Below are 22,599 nucleotides of genomic sequence, written 5' to 3'. Positions count from 1 at the left end.
AAACGATACAGCTGTTTGTCTCGCACCACTTCCTCGGCGATGGGCGACAGGGGATTTAAAAAAGCCCTAGATCCACCAGCGAGGTTTGGATCAACACGTATTGAGACACAAACCTAAATCAATGGGTATTACCTTGTAGCCCTTTACCAAAAAAGCCTGCAAGCCAATACCCCATCAAGCCTGCTGCAAGCGCTGGATCACCGTTTGCAATTGCAGCGCTTCATCGCGAACGGCGTGGTCTGGAAAACGCTGCAGCAGCATGTCGAGGATTTTGAGCGCCTGCGCATCGTTGCGCAGATGCTCGGAGGCGAGCCGTGCGCCCAGCAGCAGTATTTCAGGCAAGGCGGCATGGTTGCCAAACTGTTGATCAAATCCTTTAACCAGCGCCAGCGTCAGATCGTGCCGGTGTGTATTGAGCGCAGCCCGACCGAGCGCGGCGCGCACGTACCCATCCGCTGGCAAATAGGCTGGATGAAGGCGGCGAACGGATTCGAGGGCGCGCAAACCAAGGTCGTCGCGCTTTTGCTGCAGGAGAATCGACAAATAGCGATCCGCTTCGCGCGGCAACTCAGCTCGATGTGGCTCGGATGCCAGCAACAACTTGAAATGGCCTTCGCGCAAGCTCAGATCCTGCGGATTGGCCTGCGCAGCAGCGGCCAGTAAACGGATGGCCTCGCCGACCTGCCCTGAGCGCACCAGCTCACCGGCTTGGGCAAGCTGGCTGCGAGCGTCGGATTTTTCACTCTTCGTATTTTGCGCCTGCGTGCCGCCAGCCTGCTCGATGCCGAGCGCCTCGTGATACTGGTGCAGCACATAGCCCATCAAGGCGTACATCACGATCACGAAGTACATATTGATAAAAAAGAATAACAGCGGCGTGATCGCCTCGGGCAAGCGCGGCAGCAGCAAGGAAGAAGCCGCTGCGCCACTGCCCGTCAGCAGACTCAGGCAAGCCCACATGCCCAGATAGGGCAAGCCTATCGTTCGCATAATCCGCCATAACTCGTCCGGATTCATCGATTCGGCAAGATCATCGGTCAAAGCCAGCACCATGATGCTGGCCGGAATCAGCAGCAGCAAGCCCAGTGAAACAACAATCAGCGCAACCTGCGCCATCAATTCGCCAAAGGCACTACCGACCAGCCCCGCCAGCAAGGGAATCAGCGCAGCACCGATGATCAGCACCAGAAACTGCTTGTACGGCCGATGGGGGTGCGCCTGCGTGTTTTCCAGCCAGGCCTGCTCATCCGCCTTACCCAGTGCAATACGCTCCAAGACTTTGAACGCATGCCGCAGCAGCGCGACGAACAACAAACCGCTCAGTATGAAAAAAATAATGCCGCTATCGACTACGAAATTAAGTAGCCAGAAAGCCATCGACAGCAAGCAAAGGCTTAGCAGCGAATCAAATCTGAATGGGTAGGCAAACAAGAAAGGAAAACGCTCCCAGAAAGGAGCAATGGCAGGCTGGCGCATGGGGAAGATGGGAAATATGAGCGAAGGAGAATGCCGACCACTTTATCAGACTTTGCTGTCAGCCTGAAGTCAATAGCAGCAAAGACTTCTGCAGCAAGAGCGGATCAGCCCACCTGCGGTTTTGGCGGGCCCGGCAACCGTGAACCTGATTGATTGCCGATGCGCTGTTGAATCGGCTCGATTTAGCTTGAGTCGGCTTGAATCGGCGTGAATCGGCCAGCTCAAGGCTCAAACGCGAGCGATGTGGCTGGCCGCTAAGTGTAGGTATTGATTAATTCCGGCTGGGGCTGATTTTGAAAATACGGGCAATGGGCGCGCTGCTTTGCGGGCCAAACCAGCGGTTGAAAATGGCCGCCGCTTCGCCTGAGGTTTCCATCTCGACCAGCGCGCGATTGATGGCCGCCTGCAGGGTTTTTTCACCCTTAGGGATGCCCACAGCATACACTTCCAGCGCCAGCGCAAAATCGCTAATGGCGTAGCGCTGACGCTGCGCTTCGGGCATTTTATTGAGCGTCATCGCCAGCACCGGCGCATCGTCAACCACGCCTTCGACAATATCAGCATTCAACGCTTTGATCGTTTCCGGTACATCGTCAAATTCGGCCAGCTTGGTTTTGGCAAACGATTGGCGAATCAGCTTGGCACCCGTAGAGGCGTTCACCGCCGCCAGATAAGCACCAGCCAGATCCTGCTCGGACTTGAAGCGCCCTTTTTTGGCCAGAACGCGCGTATCGGTCACAAAATAGCCCACGCTAAAATCAACCAGCTTTTCGCGCTCGGGCGTACGCGAGAGCACCGCCACGACGATATCGACCTTGCCCTGTTGCAACCATGGCAACCTGTCGTTCGACTCCAGCGTTTTAAACACGGGCTTCACGTTCAAACGCTTGGCAATGCCTTGCGCAAATTCAATGTCATAGCCTTTCAGAATGCGCGTTTGCGGGTCCAGCTGTGAAAATGGCGGCGAAGAATCACGCACGCCAATCACGATCAGGCCATTGCGCTGGATCGACTCCAGCGAAGCCGCGTGCACGGCGTTGATCATCAAGGCCAGCACCATGCCCCAGAGCGTTTTGATCATCATTTTCCCCTTGTTTTTGCCACGGTTCTATTAATGTAGCTGCTTTTTGGCCAATGACTTACAGCATCGCGCAAACGCAGACAGGGGCGCAGTGTAGGGGAAAATCAGGCGGCAGCCTGTTGGGGAAACAACTCATCCGGTGAAAGAGCGAAGTAAGCACAAACGCGATCTGCAAACCAAACGCCAACAAACCCTAGGCCATCAGCAAGGCCTTGAGCTCCTGCCACAGAAAAAAAGAGCCCGCCAGCAAGAGCAAGCACAAGCCGGTCAACGCGCCCAGTACCCGCGTGGCCTGATAAAAATAAAGCCAGGTATTGCTCTGAATGCGTTTATAGCCGCCGGTTCTGGACGCATACCACACCGCAGCGATATACACCCCCATCCCGTCATCGGCATCACCAAACGCAATCTCGTTTTTTGCTGGTAGCGCATCGTGGTAGTGATCTTTTAAATAGTCATACACCAGACGCGCACAAATCAGATACAGCAAAGAGCCAATAAACGAGCCTAGAATCAGCGTTGGGAAAACATAGCTATAGAAAAACTCCATAACCCGCCCCTATTGATTGAGATAACCCGCAACTTTCGCATCAACCCCCCTTATCCACCAAGCTCACGGCAATGAACTTTTTTCAAAGCGTGTTTCGTACGATAAGGCTGCTAATTTATTTGAACTGAGTGATATTTACTTATTTTAAATAAAAAATTTTGAATAGAAAACAACTAAACAAGACAAACATTGATAGCAATTCCATACCCCCAGTAGCAACCGTGACTCTAAAGAATCCTCGCCAAAAGCAAGATTCCATTCGCTGTAATGTTCCTATCCGCCAAGCATGCCACACTTCGAATAAATAGCTAAAATCAGTGCCATCGCCGTATTCATTATTAAGCGGAGGAGGCAAAGCGTCATGGTAATTCTCTTGCAAATAATCATGAATGTATTGTGCGAGAAAAAGATACAGAACAGAACCGAAGAAAGAACCACAAATTAATACAGGCAGAATATAGGCAAGGAAAATATCATGCATTTTGCAAAGTACTCATATTATTGGCCTACTGAATTGATGCCAATCAGAATAAATACGACACTCGTCGGAAAAATAGAGCTGTAAAAAAACTCCATAACCCGCCCCTATTGATTGAGATGACCCGCAAATTGCACATCAAGCACCTCGTTATCCGTCAAACTCACGGCAACGGACTCTCCTTCAAAGCGCATTTCGTACTCCCACTTCATGCCACCCGAAGGATACTGAGCTTGCAACTGCAAAGTATTGGCATCCAGCCAGCGGCCACGCAAAGCCAGAATCTCGCCATTTTGCTGCGGATCGCTCTGCAGCCGGTACGCGCCATCAAAACCGACTTTCCACTCACTGCCCGCTGACTGAGGACGCCAAGCTGCTTGATTTGACCATTCCACGCGGCAATTCATAGCACCTGCGTCGCCTGAATCGGGCGTGAGTTCGATCGAACTCATTCCAACTGGATTGTCGTCCAGCTGCCATTTTTTACCGTGCCACTGCTGGCCGATCTGGATGGAGTTAGGCTCCGGCTTGGCGCGGGCTATTGAGGCAAGCACGGTGTTCAGTTTGTGTTGCGCAGTCGGGTTGTCCGCTAGCGGAGTTTCATTCATTGAGCGTGTCAGCAATGGGTAGAGCTCGTACCACTCCGTGGTTTGCTCATTGAATTTGCCGGTGGCCACCATCACCACCCGATCTTTCGGCGAGACAATAATCATCTGTCCATGCCGCCCTTGCGCCTGAAAAATACCTTGCTGAGGGTTGATCCAGAATCCACGGCGGTATTGCATTCCGAAGGCGGCGCGCAATCCTTCGGCGAGTAATTGCTTCGTCCAGCCAACGGGCAGCAAACGCTCGTCTGCGATCACCCCGTCATCCAGCCAGATGCCCTAAGCGCGCCATATCGTGGGGCTTTAGCCGAAGCGTAGCCTCGCCGATGGTATGCCCCTGTGCATCACTAGCCCAACGATATTCTTTAATACCCAGCTTGCCAAACAGCTGCTTCTCAGCCACTTGAGCCATCGGCGTCCCCCAGGCTTGCTCTATCACGCCCGAGAGCAAGTTGGTATTGCCGCCGTTATAGCTAAATTCACTACCTGGCTTGCTGGTCAGTGGCTGGCCAATCACAAATTGCTGCTGATTGGCGCTGCGATACATCTGGTAAATCGTTGAGTCAGGGGTGTATGGCCATTCATTCCACTGCAGGCCAGAGCGCATATCGAGCAGATGCGCCAGCGTCAGCTTTTTCTTGGCCGCATCACGCTCTTTGCGCGCCTGCGCCGGGTAAAACGGCAGTACGGGCTGTTTCAAACTTCTCAGTTTGTTCTGCTGCAGGCTGATACCCAATAGCGTCGAGACCACCGATTTGGTCACCGAGCGCATATCGTGCAATTGCTCGGGCGCGTAGGGATAAAAATAGCTATCGAGGACGACCTTGCCATTGCGCATCAGCAGCAGGCTATCCACCGCCCAGCCTTCGCTCGCTATCATTTTCAGCAAGCTGGCGAGCTTATTGGAATCAAAACCCTGCGATTCCGCGCTGGCAGTGGGCAACTCGGCGGCGTGTACGCAGGCCGAGATGGCCAAGGCGATTGCGATTATTTTATACATACTCCCCTCAGTATTGAGCCACAATCATTTTAATTATTGATCTTGAGAGCCATACCCCAGAGGCCATGACCAGCTTGCCCACACTAGTGACCGATAGCCATCCTGGCTTCATCATAAGTATTGTCTGAATAATGCATTTGAACGTTGTCCTTGCCAAAGACGAAGCGGTATTTCCAGCGCCAGATATCCTCGGCATATTGGGTTTTTATTTCGAGCGTATTTTCATTAATCCAGCGGCCACTCACCTGCAGGGTTTGATCATTACGATCCAACTTACTCAGAAAGCGCCCGTCTAGCCCAACTGGCCATTCATTTTTTACCAGCCAGCCGGCATCCACTTCCCAAATCATCGCGGCAGGGTCTTTGGGATCGGGCTTGAAACGCACCGCATGAATACCCCAAGGCTTATCAGCAAAGCGCCAAGTCCGGTCGTACCATTGCAGGCCTAACTCACGGCTATTTGTCAGCGCGGTACGGTTTGGCGACCGATTGCACCGTTTGGGCCAATTGCGCCTGCGCTTGCGCATTACTGGCTAGAGGATCGCCACCTTTGGCAAGGCGATGCAGTTTATTCAAGACTGATAGATCACTCTCTTGCTCTCGCACTTTGCCCGTCATCACGATCACCAGCTGATGCTGTGGATCAACGCGGATAAATTGATCCATCGATCCCGCCGCATCGAAATACTGCCCACCTAGGTTGACCCAAAAGCCGCGCTTATAGCCTGCGCTTTGTGCGGCTTGGGTATCGGCCAGTAATTGCGCAGTCCAGCCAACAGGTAACAATCGCTGCTGCTCCCAAACGCCATCCTGTAACCACAGCTGCCCCAGGCGCGCCATATCCCGCGTCGTCAACGCCAGCCCGGTTTCACCGATGCTGTGCCCCTGCGGATCTTTCTGCCAGGTGCTGCGCGTAATGCCAAGACGATTAAATAGTTGCTGCTGCGCGATTTCTTGCAATGTCGCGCCCCAAGCCTGCTCAATCAGGCCAGAGAGCAAGACATAATTGCCGTTGTTGTAGCTAAACGTACGCCCTGGTTCATCGTCCATCGGCTGCTGCAAAACATACTGCTGCCAATTTTTACTTTGGCGTAGCTGATAATTATTGGACTCAGGATCGCTGGGCGTTAATGGATACCAGGCCAGCCCTGAGTGCATGTCGACCAGATTGCCAATCGTGATTGCCGCTTTGTCGGTGTTTGGTTTGATCTTATCGGCAAAAAATGGCTGTATCGGCTGATTCAGGCTTTTGAGTTTTTGCTGATGCAGCGAGATCCCCAACAAAGTTGAAGTCACGCTTTTGGTAACAGACATCTGCGGGTGCAGCATCTCGGGCTGATACGGGTAGAAATAGCTCTCCAGTACCACCTTGCCATTGCGCATAATCAGCACACTATCAACTGCAGCGCCGCTGGATTTAATGTCTTTGAGTGCAGCATCTAGCTGCGCAGAATCAATGCCCTGCGATTCCGGGCTGGCGCTGGGCAACTCGGCGGCGTGCACGCTGGCCGAGATGGCCAAGGCAATTGCGATTATTTTATACATACTCCCCTCCGTATTAATCCATAAGTACTATTTGTATTGACCTGCAGACATATACCCTTATCAAGCACATATCTCACTCTGCGCAGGGTGTGCAGCGGATGGGTTTGAAGTGATCGCGGCGGCTGCCGGATAAACTCGGCTGTTCGCACGCCACGCGGCAATAGTCGCGCCGTGGGCCGTGCGTGGTTTTGGTTACGGCCAATGCGGGGCAGGCCAGCAAAACCATCAAGAGCGGCAGCACCGAGGGAGAGTATGGGTTGATGATTTTGCTGATTTCGTTCATGCACTCCCCCGTTCGGCTTACCATATGTTTATGTTTTTAATCTGCGCCGCTTGCGCACCGGCAAATACCAGCGGGTGTGGATTTGCATTTCGGTGTGCAAGCTTTGCTGCGAATTGCTCATTGGCACTTCCAGATAGCCAGCCCGATCAGCGAACTCCCACTCACTCGTGGGTAGCCAGTAGTTGTAAAAATACTCAACCACCAGCGCCTCATCGGCCAGTGTTCCGGCAAAATCAATCACCACAAATTGCCCACCCGCAATCTCGTCAAAAAGTATGTCGTATTGACCAGCTTTGCGCTGCTCGGCGCTCAGCACCCGATTTTCATCGACCACAAAGCCCGCTTCGTAGCGGCACAAGGCCACGTCGGTGATATTGGGGTTGTCGACACTGCGTGCGATCCCCAGCAAATCAGAGCCCATTAAATCGGGCCGCATCAAGCCTTGCATCACCGCCCACTGCAAGAGCTCGCGCCACAGATCAAGTATTTGCTCGCCCTGCACGCCTTGCCGCCAGATATAGGCACGGCGAAATGCGGGCTTGTGTTCAATGCGCAAATCGCGGATATAGCTTGGGCGCTGCCCTTGCCGCACAGCGACAAATTCTTCGCTGCGCTGCAAATACAGGCCCGATAGTAGCTGAGGGGCAGCCTCCTTCGTTTTGCAATTCTTGCTGTCTTTTTGCTCCGAGCTGTCGCGCCAGCGCCAGAATTGTCCGTCATGCTGCCAGAAATCGCCTTTTCGCCATTCGCTGGCGGTCATGCCAAAGTGCGCGCGAAAAGAGCGCGCCAGCAGCGCCTGCGATTTAAAGCCGCATTGCACGGCAATCTCCAGCATCGGGATCGCTGGCCGGACAAACAATAGATGCGCCGCGCGCTCGACCCGGATGCGGCGCAAAAAATCATTCGGCGTTTCATGTGTGAAAGCGGTAAATATCCGATGAAAATGAAAGGCGGACAGATGCGCGGCCTTGGCGACATCGGCCAGACTAATGTCTTCTTCACAGTGGCGGCGGATATAGTCTTGTGCCAGATGAATGCGGCGGGAGTAATCGTTGGACATAGCATCAACCATACCCTGCACGGTATGGCTCCATCAGCGTTAGTAGCAAAGAGCGGGCATGATATACCCCGCCGATTCTTTTTACTCGCTAACGGTGGGTTGTGGCCCCGGAGTGTGCAGCGCGCTATTGACGCCGCGCGGGCTTAAATAGCTGCGGTAGATGTCATCGTACCAGCGGATGCCCTCGCCCTCGATCTGGGCGGGCCAGTAGACAAAATACACGCGCACTGGCTCGGCCAGCGCTTCGGTATAGGTTTTCTTGCTGGCGATGCGGCGGCCGATTTGCTGCTCGCTCACGCCCAGCGCCCACGATGCCAGCGCCTGCCATTCCTGCACCCGCACACAGCCGGACGAGGCGGCGCGATTTTCCTTGCCAAACAGCCCCTTGCTCGGCGTGTCGTGCAGATAAATGCCATTGCTGGCCGTGAGCTCGAATTTAAGCCGCCCCAGCGCATTTTTCGCGCCGGGGTCCTGCACATAGCGATAGCGACCCAGATCGGTTTCACCTGCCGCCGCCACGGCGGCCGGGTCAACTTCATTGCCCTCAGTATCGAGCATGCGCAGGCGGTGCTTTTGCACCTTGGCCAGATTGAGCGTGCCATCCTTGGTGAGATCATTTTTGATCACCACCGGCGGCACACTCCAGTTGGGGTTGTATTTAATCGCGGCAATTTGCGTGCGCAGCAGCGGTGTGGGTCTGTCGTTTTTGCCGATCACAATCCGCGAGCGGATCACGGCCCGGCCATTTTCATATGCAGCCAGCGTGTAGGCCGGAATATTGATCACCACATAGCGCGCTGGCGCTTGCTCACGCAGGCTGTGCATTTGCGGCAGCTGCCACTGCAATAGCTCGCGCTTGCGCGCGTCGGTGAGGTTGAGATTAAAGCGGGTCTGCTTGTCAATAATGCCGTCTTCTTTCATCTGCAAGCCCAGCTGGTATTCGCGCACGGTAGCATCCAGCTCGGCGTCAAACTCGGTGCTATTGGCCAGCGCAAAACCCAGTTCGTTCAGCCGCTGGCGCACTAGCGCAACGTCCACCCCCTTGCTGCCCCGGCGCAGCGCCCGCTGTGCACTGACCTGCGTGGCAGGCGCATCTGCGCTGGCATGGGCCAGCGACTGGGCGTATTGCTCTAGCGCACTGATTTCGGCCTGCTCTACCGCCTGCACGGACAAAACCGACAGACACAGGGCGAAAACTAGCAAGCAGCGGGCAAACATAGGCCTATCCTCCGGGCGAAATATACCGATCAATCAGTGCAGGTCAGTCAATATGCCACCATTTGAAATCCACCCACGAACACATGAAAGCAATACGTAATCAATACCACAGTTTGTGACCCGTTTTAATGGCGAACGCGATCAGTACAACAATCTGAGGCAGACCCCGCCAGCCATCTTCTGCCTGAGTGCGCAGCAGCGCCGGAAACAACACGGTATAATCGCGCCATGCCCATGATTATCCGCCCCATACAAAACAAAGACCTCGCCAGCGCCAGCCTGGCGATTAGCGAAGCCACGCAAGCTTGCACCGCGCTGGATCAGACCGATGTCGCCGAATTTCTGGCCAGCTGGAATGAAACCGCCAACAGCCTGTTGCACGAGCCCGAGCCCAATCACGCCATTACGCTGGTGGCCCAGATGGGCGACGAAGTGGTTGCCGTGGTGCAGCTCAATCAGGATGGCGAAATCAAGCTGTTTTATGTCACACCGCGCTGGCAGCGGCGCGGCATTGGCCGTGCGCTACTGGCCGAGCTGGCGCTCAATGCGCAGTGTATGAATATCAACTCCCTGCAAATTTATAGTAGCAACAATGCGCGGCTTTTCTTTCTTGAACATGGTTTCCACGCCGAACAACACGACTTTAGCGACTGGCTGGTCGCCGATCTGACCAAATGGAAAATTAAATATGAACAGCAAACTACTCACTGACGATCAGCTGGAACAACTTGATGGCTTTCTGATGTCACCGCGCACACCCGGCGAAACCATGGACATCGAAATGCTCGATGGCTTTCTGGTGGCGCTGGCCATCGGCCCGGAAGACGTCCCCGAAGAAGAATGGCTACCGGCGATTTTTGCCGGCACGCCGCCCGAATTTGAAGACCACGCTGAAGCCGATGAAATTTTCGGCCTGATCCGCCAGCACGCCGCCAGCATCAAAGCGGCTTTTTCAGTGAATCGCCGCGATAATCCGGGCGAAAACCCGCTGTATGTGCCGGTGATTTTGTCGGATGAAGATCAGGACGAAAAATGGCAGGAAACCTCGGGCGTGTACTGGGCTTCAGGCTTTTACGCCGGGATCGAAGCGCGCGCCCAGGCGTGGGATGCATTGCTCGAAGCCAATGACGAGCTCGATAGCGCAGTGGAGAAAATCCTCGCGCTGGCGGCCAGCGACGGCGATGATGGCGACCAATCTCCTAGCGATGAAGTCGGTGCCGAGCCGCTGAAACTGCTCAGCATCAAAGAGCGTCAGGAGCGCGTCGCCGAGCTGCCATGGCATATCGAAGACGTGATGTATTACGTGCTGGAAGAGAAATTCGGCAAGGTCGAGCAAGTAGTGCGCGAAGAGCCCAAAGTGGGTCGGAATGACCCTTGCCATTGCGGCTCGGGCAAAAAATTCAAAAAGTGCCACGGCGCTTAATCGCTTTATCGCCTTCTCGCAGAACCCCGACCATGCCCGATTGGCGCCAACTGATCAAACCCGCGCGCAACCCGTTTCATGCCTCGCGCATGCTGCTGGGCGCGCTCGCGTTTGGCTTGCCGATGGGCTGGTTTGTGCTGAACGGACAGCATAGCCACGCGGCCTACACCGGCTTTGGCGTGATTGTGACGCTGTTTATGGACATGGGCAGCACGCGCCGCCTGCGGCTGGAAAGCATGTTATTGGGCAATACGCTGATTCTGGGCGCGGCCTGCCTGAGTCTGGCGCTCAATGGCAGCTGGCTGCTGTGGCTGGGCGGCGTGGTGCTGCTGTTTAGCCTGATCGGCAGCAAGCTGGCCGCCGGTTTTGCCCTTGATATGAAGCTGCGCATGCTTGCTGCGGCTTATCTGGTTGGCTATCCCGGCACCATGATCAGTGGCGACATGCTGCCGCTTTATCTGCTGGGCGCAGCAGCCACAATGACGCTGAGCACACTTTTTGCGCCGCGCATCAACAACCCCGTCGCGCTGCCTTTGCCGCCACACTGGCGACAGGACTGGCTTAAGCTGCGCGCTGGCGAAACAGCGGGGCTGACTTTTGGCGTTTTTCTTGCGCTGGCCTGCGCGAGCAGTTTTTTCGCAGCGCACGCCTTCAACTTGTATGCACCCAATCTGGCAGCAGTGACCACGCTGATGGTTTTCCGCCCCGAGCCCAATCGCACCGAATCAACCATCTGGCTGCGGCTACTGGGCGTCCTGCTCGCCTCGGCGCTGGCCTGGCTGCTGGTTTTTCCAAATCATTCCAACTGGCAATTGCTACTGCTCACCGTTGTGGCGGGCTCGCTGCTGCCGGTAGCATTTGCCAACGGCCTGCTGTATGTCGCCGCACAAATGACCTTCACCATGTATCTGATCCTGGCGCTACTGGGCGTCAGCGGGCAAACGGCGCGGCACTTTGCCGAAATGCGCATTATTGAAACGCTGCTTGGCGCATTGATTGCCGCCAGCTTTGCCATGGTGTACGACATACTGACCACTCAACCTCAACATCCTCACTAGCCTTTACGAGAGCACCGCATGTACCGTCTTGTTATCCAAGCCCCGCATATTGAAACCCAGCATCTGAAACAGCTCGCCCGCCTCGCTGGCGCGCACAGCATCGAAACCGTGCAGCAAAACTCGCAGCACGCCTTCAAGCTGCACGGTGCAGAAATTGAAAACGACGAAGCCGTCGCCGACTTTTGCGAATCCAACCAGCTCGATTACGCCTTTATCCCCGAAGACCTTGGCGTGCGTGATATTGGCCTGATCGTGATGGACATGGATTCAACGCTAATTACCATCGAGTGCATCGACGAAATCGCCGATATGTTCGGCATCAAGCCACAAGTGGCCGAAATCACCGCCGCCGCCATGCGTGGCGAACTCGATTTCAACGAAAGCCTGACGCGCCGCGTCGCGCTGCTGGCCGGGCTGGAAGAATCGGCACTGAATCGTGTTTATGAAGAACGCTTGGCACTGATGCCGGGGGCCGAAGTGATGCTGGCCGGGTTTAAACAAGCCGGTGCCAAATCACTACTAATTTCGGGCGGCTTTACTTTCTTCACCGAAAAACTCAAAGCACGGCTGGGGCTGGATTACGCGATTGCGAATGTACTTGAAGTGGAAGACGGCAAGCTCACCGGCCGTGTGGTTGGCGATATTATCAATGCCGAACGCAAACGCAGCGAGCTGATCGCCCACCGCGAAATGCTCGGTCTGCGCCGCGATCAGGTGGTGGCCATGGGCGACGGGGCCAACGATCTACCCATGCTGCACGAAGCCGGTTTTGGCGTAGCGCTGCACGCCAAACCGAAAGTTCAGGCCGAAGCACCGTATGTGATCAATACCGTGGGCATGGAAGGCGTGTTGAATTATTTTTGTTAAGTTGTCGGGCATACTGAGTGCAGCGAATAATGCAGCGACACCAGCACACTTGGGGTACGTCGCGACATGGCACAATTCGCTATCGCTCAGTGCACTCTAGGTAGGTATGCGCCCAGAACATAAACGCAGCAACATATACAGAGAAATACCCCTGCAACCACAAGCCGGAGATTTGCGATTTAATCCGGTTGCGACGGCTGTAGGTTTGAGCAACCTTTTTCGCTAAACACCCCGTCGGGCAACAAGATGCCGCGAGGTTGCGGGTGAAAATAAGTCCACGCCATCATACGCTCGCCCTGGCTGGTGAGCACTTCGATTTGCTCGCGGCAGTAATCGTCGGGGTGCTGCTCCAGCTGATCGACCCGCGCCAGATCGGCCGGGCTGATCAGATAGAGCTCGCCGTGCACCGGATACAGCGCCGGGGTTTTGGCTAGGAAGGGATATTCAATGGTATAGAGCGCAAAGTCAGCCGTTGTGTGGGCTTCAGCGATATACCCAGCATCACCCAGCCAGTGATGATTGCTCATGCCACGCTTGAGCGTGCCGTACACAAACAGATAAACCTCGCCTTCTTGCGATATCTCACGCTGCAACGCCAAATCCATCAGCGCGCCTCAAGCTCGATGCCGGGGACGTCGATGGTGTCGCTATCGGTACAGCGCTTGGCCTGACACAGCTTGACCCGCCAGGTTGCCGGTCGCGTGGCGGGCACGCCTTGCCAGCTGCCGCACCAGACGCCGTTGCCGCAATCGGCTTTGATCAACTGACTGGCGAGCACTTCGCGCGTGGTTTCATCGAGCAATAACCAGCGATCCGGCGTGATGCCGGGCTGCTCTGTTTTCCAGCTCAGCAAAACCTGCGTGGGCAATAACCCCTCGCCCAGCTCGGGATCGTCCGGCGTGTAGAGCGCCAGCGCGGGCTTGGCGGGCGTTAGCTCAGGGCCGAGCATGGCATCAACTTTGAGCACATCCGAGCGCGTACACTGCATCTGACGGCATAGGCGCACCGCCAGCTGATGCTCGCCATTGGCCAGCGGCACGTCCACCGTGCCAGCCTGGCTGTTTTCAGTCTCGTCGCTAAATTTGTCGGACCGATAAATCACTTTGCTGCCGTTCAGTACTTCCCAGTGTGTGCCCGTTGTTCCCCACCACAGATTCCACGCCACCGTCACCTTACCGTCGGTGGTGACCTGCGGAATCCAGGAGAGCGACGGCGCGCCGGGCTCGCCGGCCTGCACTTCATCGTCGCCATCGCGAGCCGCGTCGGCCCAAGTGCTGGCGCTGGCTTGATTGCACACCGGCGCTTCCAGCGTGCCATTGCATAGCTTGATCACAAAGCGATGCTCGCCGGGTGTCAGCCTGGCGATCTGGAAGCTGCCGCTTTGCACAGCTTGCAGGCCTCCATCGACCATCTGGTTGCTACTTACCGGCTCACCAGACACATTCATTGCATCGGCTTGCATGGCTTTGATGCGGCGCGAGAAATCGCGGCCACGGTAGCGCAACTGATCGTTATCCCACACCTCCCACCACTGCGCGGCCGTGCCAAACCAGATATCCCACGCCAAAGTGAGCCGCCCGGCTTTCATCCGGGGCGGGATGGGGTCGAGTGCAGGCAGCATGGGCTGCTCGACTTGCTGCGCCGGAATGCTCTCACCGCTATTGGCGACAAATTCGGCGGGTTTGATTTGCGGATCATTGCCCGGCGCGGGCGCGGGTGCTGCCAGCTGCTCGCACTCCAGTACCCCCAGAATTGCCGTCGGCAAGCAGGCCAGTTGCTCGCGCCGCGCCGCTTCGCTGGCGGACAGTAAAATTCCGGCCTGCGACTGCACACAGAGCAAGGCGAAACACCAAGGTAATAAACGCATTCGGGCTTTCCTTCCGGGGTATCGGCATCAACGGATGTCTTCTGATGTCTGCGCACTTTGCCATCAAAGGGTTTTGACAAGGCTATTGCATATTTGGCCGATGAAACCGACTAAATGGCTTCGCAATAATCTAACTGTAACTGCAATATCCGCTCGCCGCGAAATTCATTCACACTGATTTTATACACAGCATGAATATCACGGGGTATAGGCTCAGACCAGTTAAACCGCATGGCCTCCAGCACGATACCGTCAGTGTTACTTAATTTTAACTTGCTGTGTTTTTCGCCCACAATCCGCTGCTCAACGACGCGAAACTGCCCGCTAAACACCGGCGCGGGAAAGCCCTGCCCCCAGACCTGCTTGTCGAGCAATTCGGCAGTGGCAATCTGCAAATCGCGGCTGGGTAATTCGCCGTCGGTTTCAATCACGCGCGTCAATTGCGCCTCATCGAGCAGCTCGCGGCAGACGGCTTCAAACGCCGCTTCAAACGCGGCAAAATCCTTGCGCAGCAAAGTTAGCCCCGCCGCCATCGCGTGGCCGCCGAACTTTTTGATTAAGCTCGGATGGCGCTTGGACACCAGATCGAGCGCGTCACGCAAATGCAGGCTAGGGATCGAGCGGCCCGAGCCTTTGATTTCGTCGTCATCGCTACCCGTTCCATTGCTGCCGTCTGCAAAGACCAAGGTCGGGCGGTGGAACTGATCTTTGACCCTCGACGCAACAATCCCGACGACGCCCTGATGCCAGTCGGCCTGATAGAGACTGATGCTGTAGCGATCAGCCACGTCAACATTGATCAGTGCCCGCTCGGCCTCTTCGCGCATGCCCTGCTCGATTTCTCGGCGCGAGCGATTAAGCTGATCGAGCTCTCTGGCCTGCGGCAGCGCGACATCTTCGCTCGTCGCCAGCAAGGTATTGATACCAAAGCTCATATCATCAAGCCGCCCAGCCGCATTCAGGCGCGGCCCCAGCGTAAAGCCCAGATCAAAGCAACTGGCGCGGCCATAAAAACGTCCGGCGGCGGTAAACAGCGCCATGATGCCGGGGCAAGCGCGGCCTGCGCGCATGCGCTTCAAACCTTGCTCGACCAGAATGCGGTTATTCGCGTCGAGCTTGACCACATCGGCCACCGTGCCGAGCGCGACAATATCGAGCCACTGCGCCAGATTGGGTTCGGGTTGATTAGCAAAAGCGCCTCGTTCACGCATGACTGCACGCAGTGCCATCAGCACATAAAACATCACGCCAACACCGGCCAGATTCTTGCTCGGAAACAGGCAATCGCCCTGATTCGGGTTGACGATGAGCGCGTTGGGCAGCGTGTCAGCGGGCAAGTGGTGATCGGTAATCAGCACCTCAATGCCATGCGCTTTGGCCGCCTCAACCCCAGCGTGGCTGGCGATGCCGTTATCGACGGTGATAATAATGTCGGGTGATTTGCTGCGCGCCAGCTCGACGATTTCAGGCGTTAAGCCATAACCATATTCAAAGCGATTCGGCACGATGAAATCGACTTTTCCTCCGAAGGCTGCCAGCCCTTTCATCGCCAGCGTCGTCGCGGTTGCGCCATCGGCGTCGTAATCGCCAACGATGAGCAGGCGCTTGCCTTGTTCAATCGCATCAGCGAGCCGTGCACCCATTTCGGGCGCGTTTTTCAGCAGCGTAAACGGCAGCAGGTGTTTGAGCTCGTGCTCGAGCTCGGTCGGGCTGGCAATGCCGCGCGCCGCGTAGAGTCGAGCCTGCAGCGGATTAAAGCCCGCCGCCAGCAAGTTTTTTTCCAGCGCGGCCGGTACGGCACGCTTTTTAATCAGCGACATCAGCGGACTCCACGGCAGTGAAATGGGCAGGCAAAGCGCTGCGACGCCAGAAGCGCCACAAATCGGCACGGGTCACGGTAATCTGCTGCGCCGCGTCGCTAAACGACAGCGTTAAGCTGCTTAATTCGCCGTTGCGCAGCGCGGCCAGCGCAGGTGCAAACCATTGCTGCTCCCAGCCCAGCCAGACTTGCTGCCAGTCATAACCCGCACCATACAGCGCGTGCAGGCGCAATTGATCAAGGACGATCACTGCGTTTCGCGCCTGGGTGTCTGAATAGCCCGTCGGCAGCGCACTGGCCGACAATGCCGCCAACACTGGATCATTGGCGAACAATGGTCGCCCTAGCTGGGGTATATCGCCACAAGGCAGATTACCATTACCCCACAGCCATATACTATTGATTAGTAATTGCCCTGCCGCGTCTCGCGCATCGTTCACCCCGTGCGAATACAGCAGCATCTGCATTTCATTTAATAGCGCGTTAAATTTCAAAGCCCCAGCGCCTTGCGGCAAAACATCGTTCAGGTTTTGCCCCAGCGCACGATAAATTGGCGTAAAGCGCAGCTCCGGATCGGCAGGCAGACGAACAAACCAGCGCTGCGACGTGGGGGCAATAAATTCAAAGCCGTCGGCGCGATACAGCGCATTGAGCGCCGCAACCAGCGCGTCAGCCTCGGCCTGCGTCACTTCCAGATAAGGCTCGCCCAGCACAGTGAGGTGGTCACGATCAACGCGCAAGGTGACCGGATCGGCGCACAGCCAGTAGCCAGCTGGCAAATCGGGCTGATTGGCCAACAGCAATGGCGCCACCGGCAAGGTATCTACACCGAATAAAGCAGCCAGATAGGCTTCATGATCGGCTTGCGCCAGCGTGGTTTTTTTTCCTTTCCCCGCCAGCAGCGCCAGCGACGGCATAGGCAAATCGTGCCAGATCGCCTGGCGGCTATGGGCATCGGGCCAGATGCTGGCTGGAATAATCAGTTCGAGATGATTTTGGTGGTTTTCAGTCTTCATAAAGCGCAATTCTACACGGATGCGCAGACGATCAGAAATGAAGCGCTTCGCAAAACTGCCAGCAAACCGTTGACCAGGCCGCACCCAAAATCCGATTAAGAGTCTGATTTACAAAATAAAAGTCAAAAACGGCACACCATCTAGCAGCAAGCGAATGTAATTTCAAATTTTCTCACTACAGCTGTTGCATTATCCGCAACACCTAGGCATAATTCGCCCCCTTCGGTTGTGTGACGATCATTACTTGACGACACAGCCACTTTCTATCGATCTCATCGCCTCTGACCTTATTCCCGCACCCGGTTCTGCAAGAACCAAGCCATTGTGATTAGCGGTTGTTCCTGGTTGGCGTCGATGTTGTGCTGGTGAGTTTTCCCAGCCATACCACAAGGACTGCCAACATGCCGCATACCGCTGCTACCGCTACAGACACGCCTAACGAATTCGTAACACTGGGTCTGGCTTCGCAAATTACCGAGATTCTGGAAGCTCAGGGCTTCAACAAGCCAACCCCCATTCAAGCTGCAGCGATTCCCGAATTGCTCGCTGGCAACGACATCATGGCATCTGCGCAAACCGGTACCGGTAAAACTGCCGCCTTCCTGTTGCCTGCACTGCACAAGCTAACCAAAGAATCGACTCACCACGCTCGTGGCCCGCGCATTCTGGTGTTGACACCGACTCGCGAGCTGGCCGAACAGGTTTCTAAAGTAGCAACTGAATTTTGCCGCAAGATTCCACGCTGCAAAGTGGTGACCGTTGTCGGTGGCGTACCTTACCCAGTACAAAACAAAATGCTGGCGCAACCGTACGAAGTACTGGTTGCCACACCAGGCCGTTTGACCGACTTGCTGCGCAGCGGCCGCATCGACTTCCGTCGCCTCGAATTGCTGGTGCTGGACGAAGCTGACCGCATGCTGGACATGGGCTTTATCGACGAAGTTGAAGCGATTGTTGACCAGCTGCCAAAAGAGCGCCAAACCGCGCTGTTCTCTGCGACACTGACTGAGTCAGTTCAGCGCTTTGCTGGCCCGATGTTGCGTTCACCCAAGCTAGTGGAAATGGCACAAGAAGCAAAAATGCAAGCGCAAATCGAGCAGTCAGTACACTACGCTGACGGCTACGAACACAAACAGAAGCTCGTTGCTGCGCTGCTAAAGAAAAACGAAGGCCAGCAATCGATCATTTTCACGGCAACCAAAATCTCTGCCGATGAAGTGGCTGAATGGCTGAAAATGGAAGGCTTTAAAGCCGCCGCAATGCACGGCGACCTGGCACAGCGCGACCGTCGCCGCACGCTAGATCGCCTGCGTCGCAGCGACATCGATATGCTCGTTGCCACTGACGTTGCTGCCCGTGGTATCGACGTTGCCGGCATCAGCTTGGTCATCAACTTTGACTTGCCACGCTTCTCGGAAGACTACATCCACCGTATCGGTCGTACCGGCCGTGCTGGCCGCTCAGGCGAAGCCGTTTCTCTGGTGACCAAGAGCGACTTCACTTTGCTGACCAAAATCCGTCGTCAATACAATATCGAATTTGGCACGCAAGAAATCGAAGGTCTGGAAGCGCGCTTCCAGCCAGGCCGCGGTGGTCACGGTGGTGATCGTGGCCGTCCTGGCAACGGTGGCGGTCGTGGTCGCGGCGGTTACGGTGCAGGCAACGGCGGTGGTGGTCGTGGTGGCTACGCAGGGAATCGTGATGGCGGCGCACCGCGCAGCGGCGGCTACCAAGGCAACCGTGAAGGTGGCAGCTATGGTGATCGCGCACCACGCGGCGATCGCCCTGAAGGCCATCGCAGCGAAGCATCACGCGGCAATTTCGGTGAGCGCTCACACCACAATGAAAGCCGTGGCGGCTACGGCGAGCGCGCACCGCGTGAACAACGCAGCTTTGGCTCAGGCCAATCGCGTGACAACGCAGGCGATCGCACTGGCGGCTACAACCGCGATGCAGCACCACGCGGCAATTTTGGCGGCAATCGTGATGGCGCACCACGCAGCAGCGGTTACGGCGGCCAACGCGACGGCGCGCCGCGTGAAGGTGGCTTCGGCGGTGGTCGTGAAGGCGGCTCACGTGGCGGCTACGCAGGAAACCGTGACGGTGGCGCACCACGCGGCGACCGCGGCGGTGATCGCGGCAGCTACGGTGGCAAACCTGCTGGCGGCAACCGTGGTGGCGGCCGTTTCAGCTAAGCCACACCATTAATATGCAAAAAGGCAGCTTAGGCTGCCTTTTTTCGGATTCAGCCTTCGCAACACGCCCGAATTCTGGATCTTGCACCACCAATCAGCGGCACACCTTGCCTGCGAACAAAAACCTCTGTTGACTGGAAAATGCGCCATGCTCAGTTATCGCCACGCCTTTCATGCCGGCAATCATGCCGACGTCCTTAAACACGCCGTTGAAGTTTTGCTCCTTGATTACCTCAATCAAAAAGAAAAACCATGGTGGTATATCGACACGCACGCGGGTGCTGGCGTTTACTCGCTCACCGAAGGCTACGCGACCAAAAATGCCGAATTTGAAACCGGCATTGCGCGAATCTGGCAGCGCAACGATCTACCCGAAGCGCTGAAAAAATACGTGCAAATCGTTAAAACACTCAATGCAGGGCAAGATCATCTGATGTTTTACCCTGGCTCGCCTTTTGTGGCACAGGCCTTGCAGCGCTTTGACGATAAATTGCGCCTGTTTGAATTGCACACCAGTGACGCGAAATTGCTGGCCGATAATTTCGCTTCGGCAGGCAAACGCGCACAGGTAATCCACGCCGATGGTTTTGCCAGCATCAAAGGTGTATTACCGCCGCCGCCGCGCCGCTCACTGATGCTGATTGACCCGCCATATGAAGACAAACACGATTATGTGCGCGTCGCCGACACCATGAAGCTGGCGCTGGAGCGCTTTGCCACTGGCGTTTACGCGATCTGGTATCCGCAATTGGCACGAGTTGAAGTGAAAGAAATGCTTGAAAAACTGAAAAAAATTCCATGCAAAGGATGGCTACACGTCAGCCTGACGGTACAAACGCCCAGCGCCGATGGATTTGGCATGCATGGCTCGGGGATGTTTGTGTTCAATCCATCGTGGACACTGGAACAAGACCTCAATACCCTGATGCCGTATCTGGTCAAACACCTTGGCCTGGATAGCGGAGCGCGATATACCCTTGAATCGCACACAATCTAAACCATAAAAAAAGCCCCGAAATCGGGGCTTAGCCCCCACTCGCAAAGCGAGGCTCCACTCAAGGAGGGGACGGGAGGGGTGGGAATAAAGCATAAAGGCTGCGAATTCAACGCCTGATTTCCCAGGCTCGGCTTTGCCGAGACTTGAAAAATATTGCAATCACTTTGCTCTGCAGCCTGCAGCCCCTCAATCGGGGCTTTTTGGTCCGTTCAGTCCGCGTTGCATTAACTCAAAAGCACGACCCTTACACCAGAGCCAGCAACAAAGCTGCAGCACGTGCTGGCAGACGCGCATTATCGGCCACCAGCCAGACCGTCGCAGTGCGGCCATCTTCTGACAATTGCAACTGATTTGCCCACACCTTGTCGCCACCTATCGCGTCCTGTGGCGTGGCCACGCCTGCTGCGCCTGTACCTTGCAGCAAATACAGTGCTGGTGCGCCATGGATCGCCTCTTCCAGCGCTGCCAATGTTTGTGCCGCAGCAAAATGCGCCGTCACACTCACAGCATGTCCAAAAAATACTGGTACGCGGCTCACGGTTAAGCTATTAACAGCATGCCCTGCTGCAGCCAATTCGGCGTGAATACGCGCCTCTTCACCGCGCTGCGCCGTTGGCAAAACATTGAACGCCAACCGCTTGGGGTAACCCGCCAGCTCGACTTCTTGCTGTGCAAACAGCTGGCGAGTCTGCATCGACAGCGCCTCAATCGCCGATTTGCCGTCTTCCGACACCGACACCATGGCCGTTGCCGCAGCAAAATCGAGCTGCCCCAGCGTTTTAAATGCCGCCAGCGTGGCGGAGATCATGGAGGTCAGCACATGCGGCAAGCTGACAATCTGGCCACGACGCGGCTGCCCCACTTTGCTTTGCGTAGCGCCGGTCAGGTCGATCACCGCCACATTGGCTTGCGCGGCTTGCGCAGCGTATTTGGCCGCCAGCTCGGGCACGCCAACAAACACCGCCGCCTCAACCGTGCTCCAGTCAAATACTTCAACGTCGATCACCGGTAAAACATGGTCGCGAAGCTCAACCGTGCCCGCGTCTTCGTCGTCAGAAAGCGGATACAGCGCAGCGATGGCGAAGGACATATCAGCCAGCATTTCGCCCAATACATCTAATACGGTTTGTGCTGCGGGGGTATCTGCACCTACTAGCGCAACAGAAAGGGCTTTAGACATATACTCACTCCATGTATCAATAAAAACAACCGCAGCAAACATGCTGCGGCGGAATGAATATTTTACTCGGTCGGCGCGGATAACACGAGCCAAAGGCGGCGTGAATCGTGCAATTAATTGGCCTGATTGATTTCGCGCCGGGTATTTTCAATCAGGCTGCTCAGTTGCCCGCTCTCGTTCAATGCGCGCAAGCCCTGATTAAAGCTTTTCACCCAGCGCGGAGAATTCGGGTTTTTGCGGCTAAACACCACATGCAAAGGCGCGGTCCAGTACGCCTGATTTTGACAGAAGATTTTATCGCGCTCGGCTGCACTCAGATTCTTGGCCAGCACATAGGGACCCACTTCAATATCAATCGGCAATAAATCGATATAACCGGCGTGCAATTTTTTGAAATTACTCACATCGCTATTGCTGGTATCAATTTGCAGCACACCGGCCTTGCTGAGCTTGTCAAATTCTTCGGAGTAAAAATTGCCGGAAGTAATGCCGATGCTGTAGCCCGCCAGATCCTCCAGTTTTTTCCAGGCGATTTCACGCCCTTTTTGCTGGCAAAAAACCATGCGCAACGACAACACGGGATCGGTATAGAGCAAATCCTTTTCCCGCTCAGGGTTTTTCGCCCAGCCAAAACCGCCGGGATACAAGCCCATACGCACACCATCAATGGCCCGCCGATTCGGCACCGACTCAAGCTTCACATTAATTTTCTGCTGGGCAAAAGCCGCCACCACCACCCGCGTCAGCAAGCCCTGATAAGGCAGTTTTTCGCCCATATAGGGCGGATACTCCTGCAAGGTGAGCAAAATCGTTTCGGCCTGCGCCATACCAGCGCTAAGCATCAAAGCAAGCATCAGGGAAGCCGGTTTACGCATGATGAT

General features: G+C 55.7%; 23 protein-coding genes. 6 read left to right on the top strand and 17 right to left on the bottom strand.

Annotation, left to right across the window (positions count from 1 at the left end; all coding sequences use genetic code 11):
• Window positions 1-174 precede the first annotated feature (174 nt).
• The 11 genes from ABHF33_RS16070 to ABHF33_RS16020 form a co-directional block, all read right to left on the bottom strand.
• Complete coding sequence (locus ABHF33_RS16070) at window positions 175-1,377, bottom strand: hypothetical protein (RefSeq protein ID WP_348944896.1); 1,203 nt, start codon at window positions 1,375-1,377, stop codon at window positions 175-177.
• A 370-nt stretch (window positions 1,378-1,747) separates the two neighbouring features.
• Window positions 1,748-2,560 (bottom strand): transporter substrate-binding domain-containing protein, encoded by an 813-nt coding sequence (locus tag ABHF33_RS16065; protein WP_348944895.1) that lies wholly within the window; start codon window positions 2,558-2,560, stop codon window positions 1,748-1,750.
• Between the two features lie 190 nt (window positions 2,561-2,750).
• Window positions 2,751-3,107 carry a hypothetical protein gene (locus ABHF33_RS16060; protein ID WP_348944894.1) on the bottom strand — a complete coding sequence of 119 codons (357 nt, stop codon included), beginning with the start codon at window positions 3,105-3,107 and terminating at the stop codon, window positions 2,751-2,753.
• Window positions 3,108-3,246: 139 nt separating this feature from the next.
• Window positions 3,247-3,588 (bottom strand): hypothetical protein, encoded by a 342-nt coding sequence (locus ABHF33_RS16055; RefSeq protein WP_348944893.1) that lies wholly within the window; start codon window positions 3,586-3,588, stop codon window positions 3,247-3,249.
• 104 nt (window positions 3,589-3,692) lie between these two features.
• Window positions 3,693-4,448 carry a hypothetical protein gene (locus ABHF33_RS16050; protein ID WP_348944892.1) on the bottom strand — a complete coding sequence of 252 codons (756 nt, stop codon included), beginning with the start codon at window positions 4,446-4,448 and terminating at the stop codon, window positions 3,693-3,695.
• A gap of 4 nt (window positions 4,449-4,452) precedes the next feature.
• On the bottom strand, window positions 4,453-5,190 hold the full coding sequence (locus ABHF33_RS16045; RefSeq protein WP_348944891.1) for a serine hydrolase domain-containing protein: 738 nt from the start codon (window positions 5,188-5,190) through the stop codon (window positions 4,453-4,455).
• Between the two features lie 83 nt (window positions 5,191-5,273).
• Entirely contained in the window at window positions 5,274-5,576 is a 303-nt protein-coding gene (locus ABHF33_RS16040; RefSeq protein ID WP_348944890.1) for a hypothetical protein, read from the bottom strand.
• A 70-nt stretch (window positions 5,577-5,646) separates the two neighbouring features.
• Window positions 5,647-6,735, bottom strand: coding sequence for a serine hydrolase domain-containing protein (locus ABHF33_RS16035; RefSeq protein WP_348944889.1), 1,089 nt, complete (start codon window positions 6,733-6,735; stop codon window positions 5,647-5,649).
• Window positions 6,736-6,808: 73 nt separating this feature from the next.
• Window positions 6,809-7,018 carry a hypothetical protein gene (locus ABHF33_RS16030; RefSeq protein ID WP_348944888.1) on the bottom strand — a complete coding sequence of 70 codons (210 nt, stop codon included), beginning with the start codon at window positions 7,016-7,018 and terminating at the stop codon, window positions 6,809-6,811.
• Between the two features lie 28 nt (window positions 7,019-7,046).
• Complete coding sequence (locus ABHF33_RS16025) at window positions 7,047-8,078, bottom strand: AraC family transcriptional regulator (protein ID WP_348944887.1); 1,032 nt, start codon at window positions 8,076-8,078, stop codon at window positions 7,047-7,049.
• Window positions 8,079-8,159: 81 nt separating this feature from the next.
• The gene (locus tag ABHF33_RS16020; protein WP_348944886.1) at window positions 8,160-9,296 is read right to left on the bottom strand and encodes a L,D-transpeptidase family protein; all 1,137 of its coding nucleotides are present in this window, start codon (window positions 9,294-9,296) and stop codon (window positions 8,160-8,162) included.
• A gap of 228 nt (window positions 9,297-9,524) precedes the next feature.
• Here ABHF33_RS16020 and ABHF33_RS16015 point away from each other — a divergent pair, with 228 nt between their 5' ends.
• The 4 genes from ABHF33_RS16015 to serB are packed head-to-tail and all read left to right on the top strand — an operon-like array spanning window position 9,525 to window position 12,644.
• Complete coding sequence (locus ABHF33_RS16015; RefSeq protein ID WP_348944885.1) at window positions 9,525-10,007, top strand: GNAT family N-acetyltransferase; 483 nt, start codon at window positions 9,525-9,527, stop codon at window positions 10,005-10,007.
• Window positions 9,985-10,719, top strand: coding sequence for a UPF0149 family protein (locus ABHF33_RS16010; RefSeq protein ID WP_348944884.1), 735 nt, complete (start codon window positions 9,985-9,987; stop codon window positions 10,717-10,719). Before ABHF33_RS16015 ends, ABHF33_RS16010 begins: the two co-directional genes overlap by 23 nt.
• Before the next feature lie 32 nt (window positions 10,720-10,751).
• Window positions 10,752-11,777 (top strand): FUSC family protein, encoded by a 1,026-nt coding sequence (locus tag ABHF33_RS16005; protein ID WP_348944883.1) that lies wholly within the window; start codon window positions 10,752-10,754, stop codon window positions 11,775-11,777.
• 18 nt (window positions 11,778-11,795) lie between these two features.
• Entirely contained in the window at window positions 11,796-12,644 is an 849-nt protein-coding gene (gene serB / locus ABHF33_RS16000; RefSeq protein WP_348944882.1) for a phosphoserine phosphatase SerB, read from the top strand.
• Window positions 12,645-12,823: 179 nt separating this feature from the next.
• Here serB and ABHF33_RS15995 read toward each other — a convergent pair whose 3' ends face one another.
• The 4 genes from ABHF33_RS15995 to ABHF33_RS15980 all read right to left on the bottom strand — a co-directional run bounded on the left by ABHF33_RS15995 (window position 12,824) and on the right by ABHF33_RS15980 (window position 17,346).
• A complete protein-coding gene (locus tag ABHF33_RS15995; protein WP_348944881.1) occupies window positions 12,824-13,249 on the bottom strand; it encodes a gamma-glutamylcyclotransferase family protein in 426 nt (141 codons plus the stop codon).
• The gene (locus ABHF33_RS15990; RefSeq protein ID WP_348944880.1) at window positions 13,249-14,511 is read right to left on the bottom strand and encodes a chitinase N-terminal domain-containing protein; all 1,263 of its coding nucleotides are present in this window, start codon (window positions 14,509-14,511) and stop codon (window positions 13,249-13,251) included. The genes ABHF33_RS15995 and ABHF33_RS15990 overlap by 1 nt, the downstream gene beginning before the upstream one ends.
• A gap of 110 nt (window positions 14,512-14,621) precedes the next feature.
• Window positions 14,622-16,331, bottom strand: coding sequence for a single-stranded-DNA-specific exonuclease RecJ (gene recJ, locus ABHF33_RS15985; protein ID WP_348944879.1), 1,710 nt, complete (start codon window positions 16,329-16,331; stop codon window positions 14,622-14,624).
• The gene (locus ABHF33_RS15980; protein WP_348944878.1) at window positions 16,318-17,346 is read right to left on the bottom strand and encodes a hypothetical protein; all 1,029 of its coding nucleotides are present in this window, start codon (window positions 17,344-17,346) and stop codon (window positions 16,318-16,320) included. The genes recJ and ABHF33_RS15980 overlap by 14 nt, the downstream gene beginning before the upstream one ends.
• 401 nt (window positions 17,347-17,747) lie before the next feature.
• On the opposite strand from ABHF33_RS15980, the gene ABHF33_RS15975 reads away from it, so the two are divergent.
• Both ABHF33_RS15975 and ABHF33_RS15970 read left to right on the top strand, forming a co-directional pair.
• Window positions 17,748-19,541 (top strand): DEAD/DEAH box helicase, encoded by a 1,794-nt coding sequence (locus ABHF33_RS15975; RefSeq protein WP_348944877.1) that lies wholly within the window; start codon window positions 17,748-17,750, stop codon window positions 19,539-19,541.
• Window positions 19,542-19,689: 148 nt separating this feature from the next.
• Window positions 19,690-20,538 (top strand): 23S rRNA (adenine(2030)-N(6))-methyltransferase RlmJ, encoded by an 849-nt coding sequence (locus ABHF33_RS15970; protein WP_348944876.1) that lies wholly within the window; start codon window positions 19,690-19,692, stop codon window positions 20,536-20,538.
• Between the two features lie 244 nt (window positions 20,539-20,782).
• Here ABHF33_RS15970 and ABHF33_RS15965 read toward each other — a convergent pair whose 3' ends face one another.
• A complete protein-coding gene (locus tag ABHF33_RS15965) occupies window positions 20,783-21,718 on the bottom strand; it encodes an Asd/ArgC dimerization domain-containing protein (RefSeq protein ID WP_348944875.1) in 936 nt (311 codons plus the stop codon).
• Window positions 21,719-21,831: 113 nt separating this feature from the next.
• Window positions 21,832-22,593, bottom strand: coding sequence for a substrate-binding periplasmic protein (locus tag ABHF33_RS15960; RefSeq protein ID WP_348944874.1), 762 nt, complete (start codon window positions 22,591-22,593; stop codon window positions 21,832-21,834).
• Window positions 22,594-22,599: the final 6 nt, after the last annotated feature.

The organism is Chitinibacter sp. FCG-7 (genome assembly GCF_040047665.1).
Taxonomy (GTDB): Bacteria; Pseudomonadota; Gammaproteobacteria; order Burkholderiales; family Chitinibacteraceae; genus Chitinibacter; species Chitinibacter mangrovi.
This window is presented reverse-complemented; position numbering and strand designations above follow the sequence as displayed.

What these genes read in the sequence shown, in the direction of transcription:
- ABHF33_RS16070 (WP_348944896.1), bottom strand. Translation starts at nt 1,377, where the DNA reads ATGGCTTTCTGGCTACTTAATTTCGTAGTCGATAGCGGCATTATTTTT.
- ABHF33_RS16065 (WP_348944895.1), bottom strand. Translation starts at nt 2,560, where the DNA reads ATGATGATCAAAACGCTCTGGGGCATGGTGCTGGCCTTGATGATCAAC.
- ABHF33_RS16060 (WP_348944894.1), bottom strand. Translation starts at nt 3,107, where the DNA reads ATGGAGTTTTTCTATAGCTATGTTTTCCCAACGCTGATTCTAGGCTCG.
- ABHF33_RS16055 (WP_348944893.1), bottom strand. Translation starts at nt 3,588, where the DNA reads ATGCATGATATTTTCCTTGCCTATATTCTGCCTGTATTAATTTGTGGT.
- ABHF33_RS16045 (WP_348944891.1), bottom strand. Translation starts at nt 5,190, where the DNA reads ATGTATAAAATAATCGCAATCGCCTTGGCCATCTCGGCCTGCGTACAC.
- ABHF33_RS16035 (WP_348944889.1), bottom strand. Translation starts at nt 6,735, where the DNA reads ATGTATAAAATAATCGCAATTGCCTTGGCCATCTCGGCCAGCGTGCAC.
- ABHF33_RS16030 (WP_348944888.1), bottom strand. Translation starts at nt 7,018, where the DNA reads ATGAACGAAATCAGCAAAATCATCAACCCATACTCTCCCTCGGTGCTG.
- ABHF33_RS16025 (WP_348944887.1), bottom strand. Translation starts at nt 8,078, where the DNA reads ATGTCCAACGATTACTCCCGCCGCATTCATCTGGCACAAGACTATATC.
- ABHF33_RS16020 (WP_348944886.1), bottom strand. Translation starts at nt 9,296, where the DNA reads ATGTTTGCCCGCTGCTTGCTAGTTTTCGCCCTGTGTCTGTCGGTTTTG.
- ABHF33_RS16015 (WP_348944885.1), top strand. Translation starts at nt 9,525, where the DNA reads ATGCCCATGATTATCCGCCCCATACAAAACAAAGACCTCGCCAGCGCC.
- ABHF33_RS16010 (WP_348944884.1), top strand. Translation starts at nt 9,985, where the DNA reads ATGAACAGCAAACTACTCACTGACGATCAGCTGGAACAACTTGATGGC.
- ABHF33_RS16005 (WP_348944883.1), top strand. Translation starts at nt 10,752, where the DNA reads ATGCCCGATTGGCGCCAACTGATCAAACCCGCGCGCAACCCGTTTCAT.
- serB (WP_348944882.1), top strand. Translation starts at nt 11,796, where the DNA reads ATGTACCGTCTTGTTATCCAAGCCCCGCATATTGAAACCCAGCATCTG.
- ABHF33_RS15995 (WP_348944881.1), bottom strand. Translation starts at nt 13,249, where the DNA reads ATGGATTTGGCGTTGCAGCGTGAGATATCGCAAGAAGGCGAGGTTTAT.
- ABHF33_RS15990 (WP_348944880.1), bottom strand. Translation starts at nt 14,511, where the DNA reads ATGCGTTTATTACCTTGGTGTTTCGCCTTGCTCTGTGTGCAGTCGCAG.
- recJ (WP_348944879.1), bottom strand. Translation starts at nt 16,331, where the DNA reads ATGTCGCTGATTAAAAAGCGTGCCGTACCGGCCGCGCTGGAAAAAAAC.
- ABHF33_RS15980 (WP_348944878.1), bottom strand. Translation starts at nt 17,346, where the DNA reads ATGAAGACTGAAAACCACCAAAATCATCTCGAACTGATTATTCCAGCC.
- ABHF33_RS15975 (WP_348944877.1), top strand. Translation starts at nt 17,748, where the DNA reads ATGCCGCATACCGCTGCTACCGCTACAGACACGCCTAACGAATTCGTA.
- ABHF33_RS15970 (WP_348944876.1), top strand. Translation starts at nt 19,690, where the DNA reads ATGCTCAGTTATCGCCACGCCTTTCATGCCGGCAATCATGCCGACGTC.
- ABHF33_RS15965 (WP_348944875.1), bottom strand. Translation starts at nt 21,718, where the DNA reads ATGTCTAAAGCCCTTTCTGTTGCGCTAGTAGGTGCAGATACCCCCGCA.
- ABHF33_RS15960 (WP_348944874.1), bottom strand. Translation starts at nt 22,593, where the DNA reads ATGCGTAAACCGGCTTCCCTGATGCTTGCTTTGATGCTTAGCGCTGGT.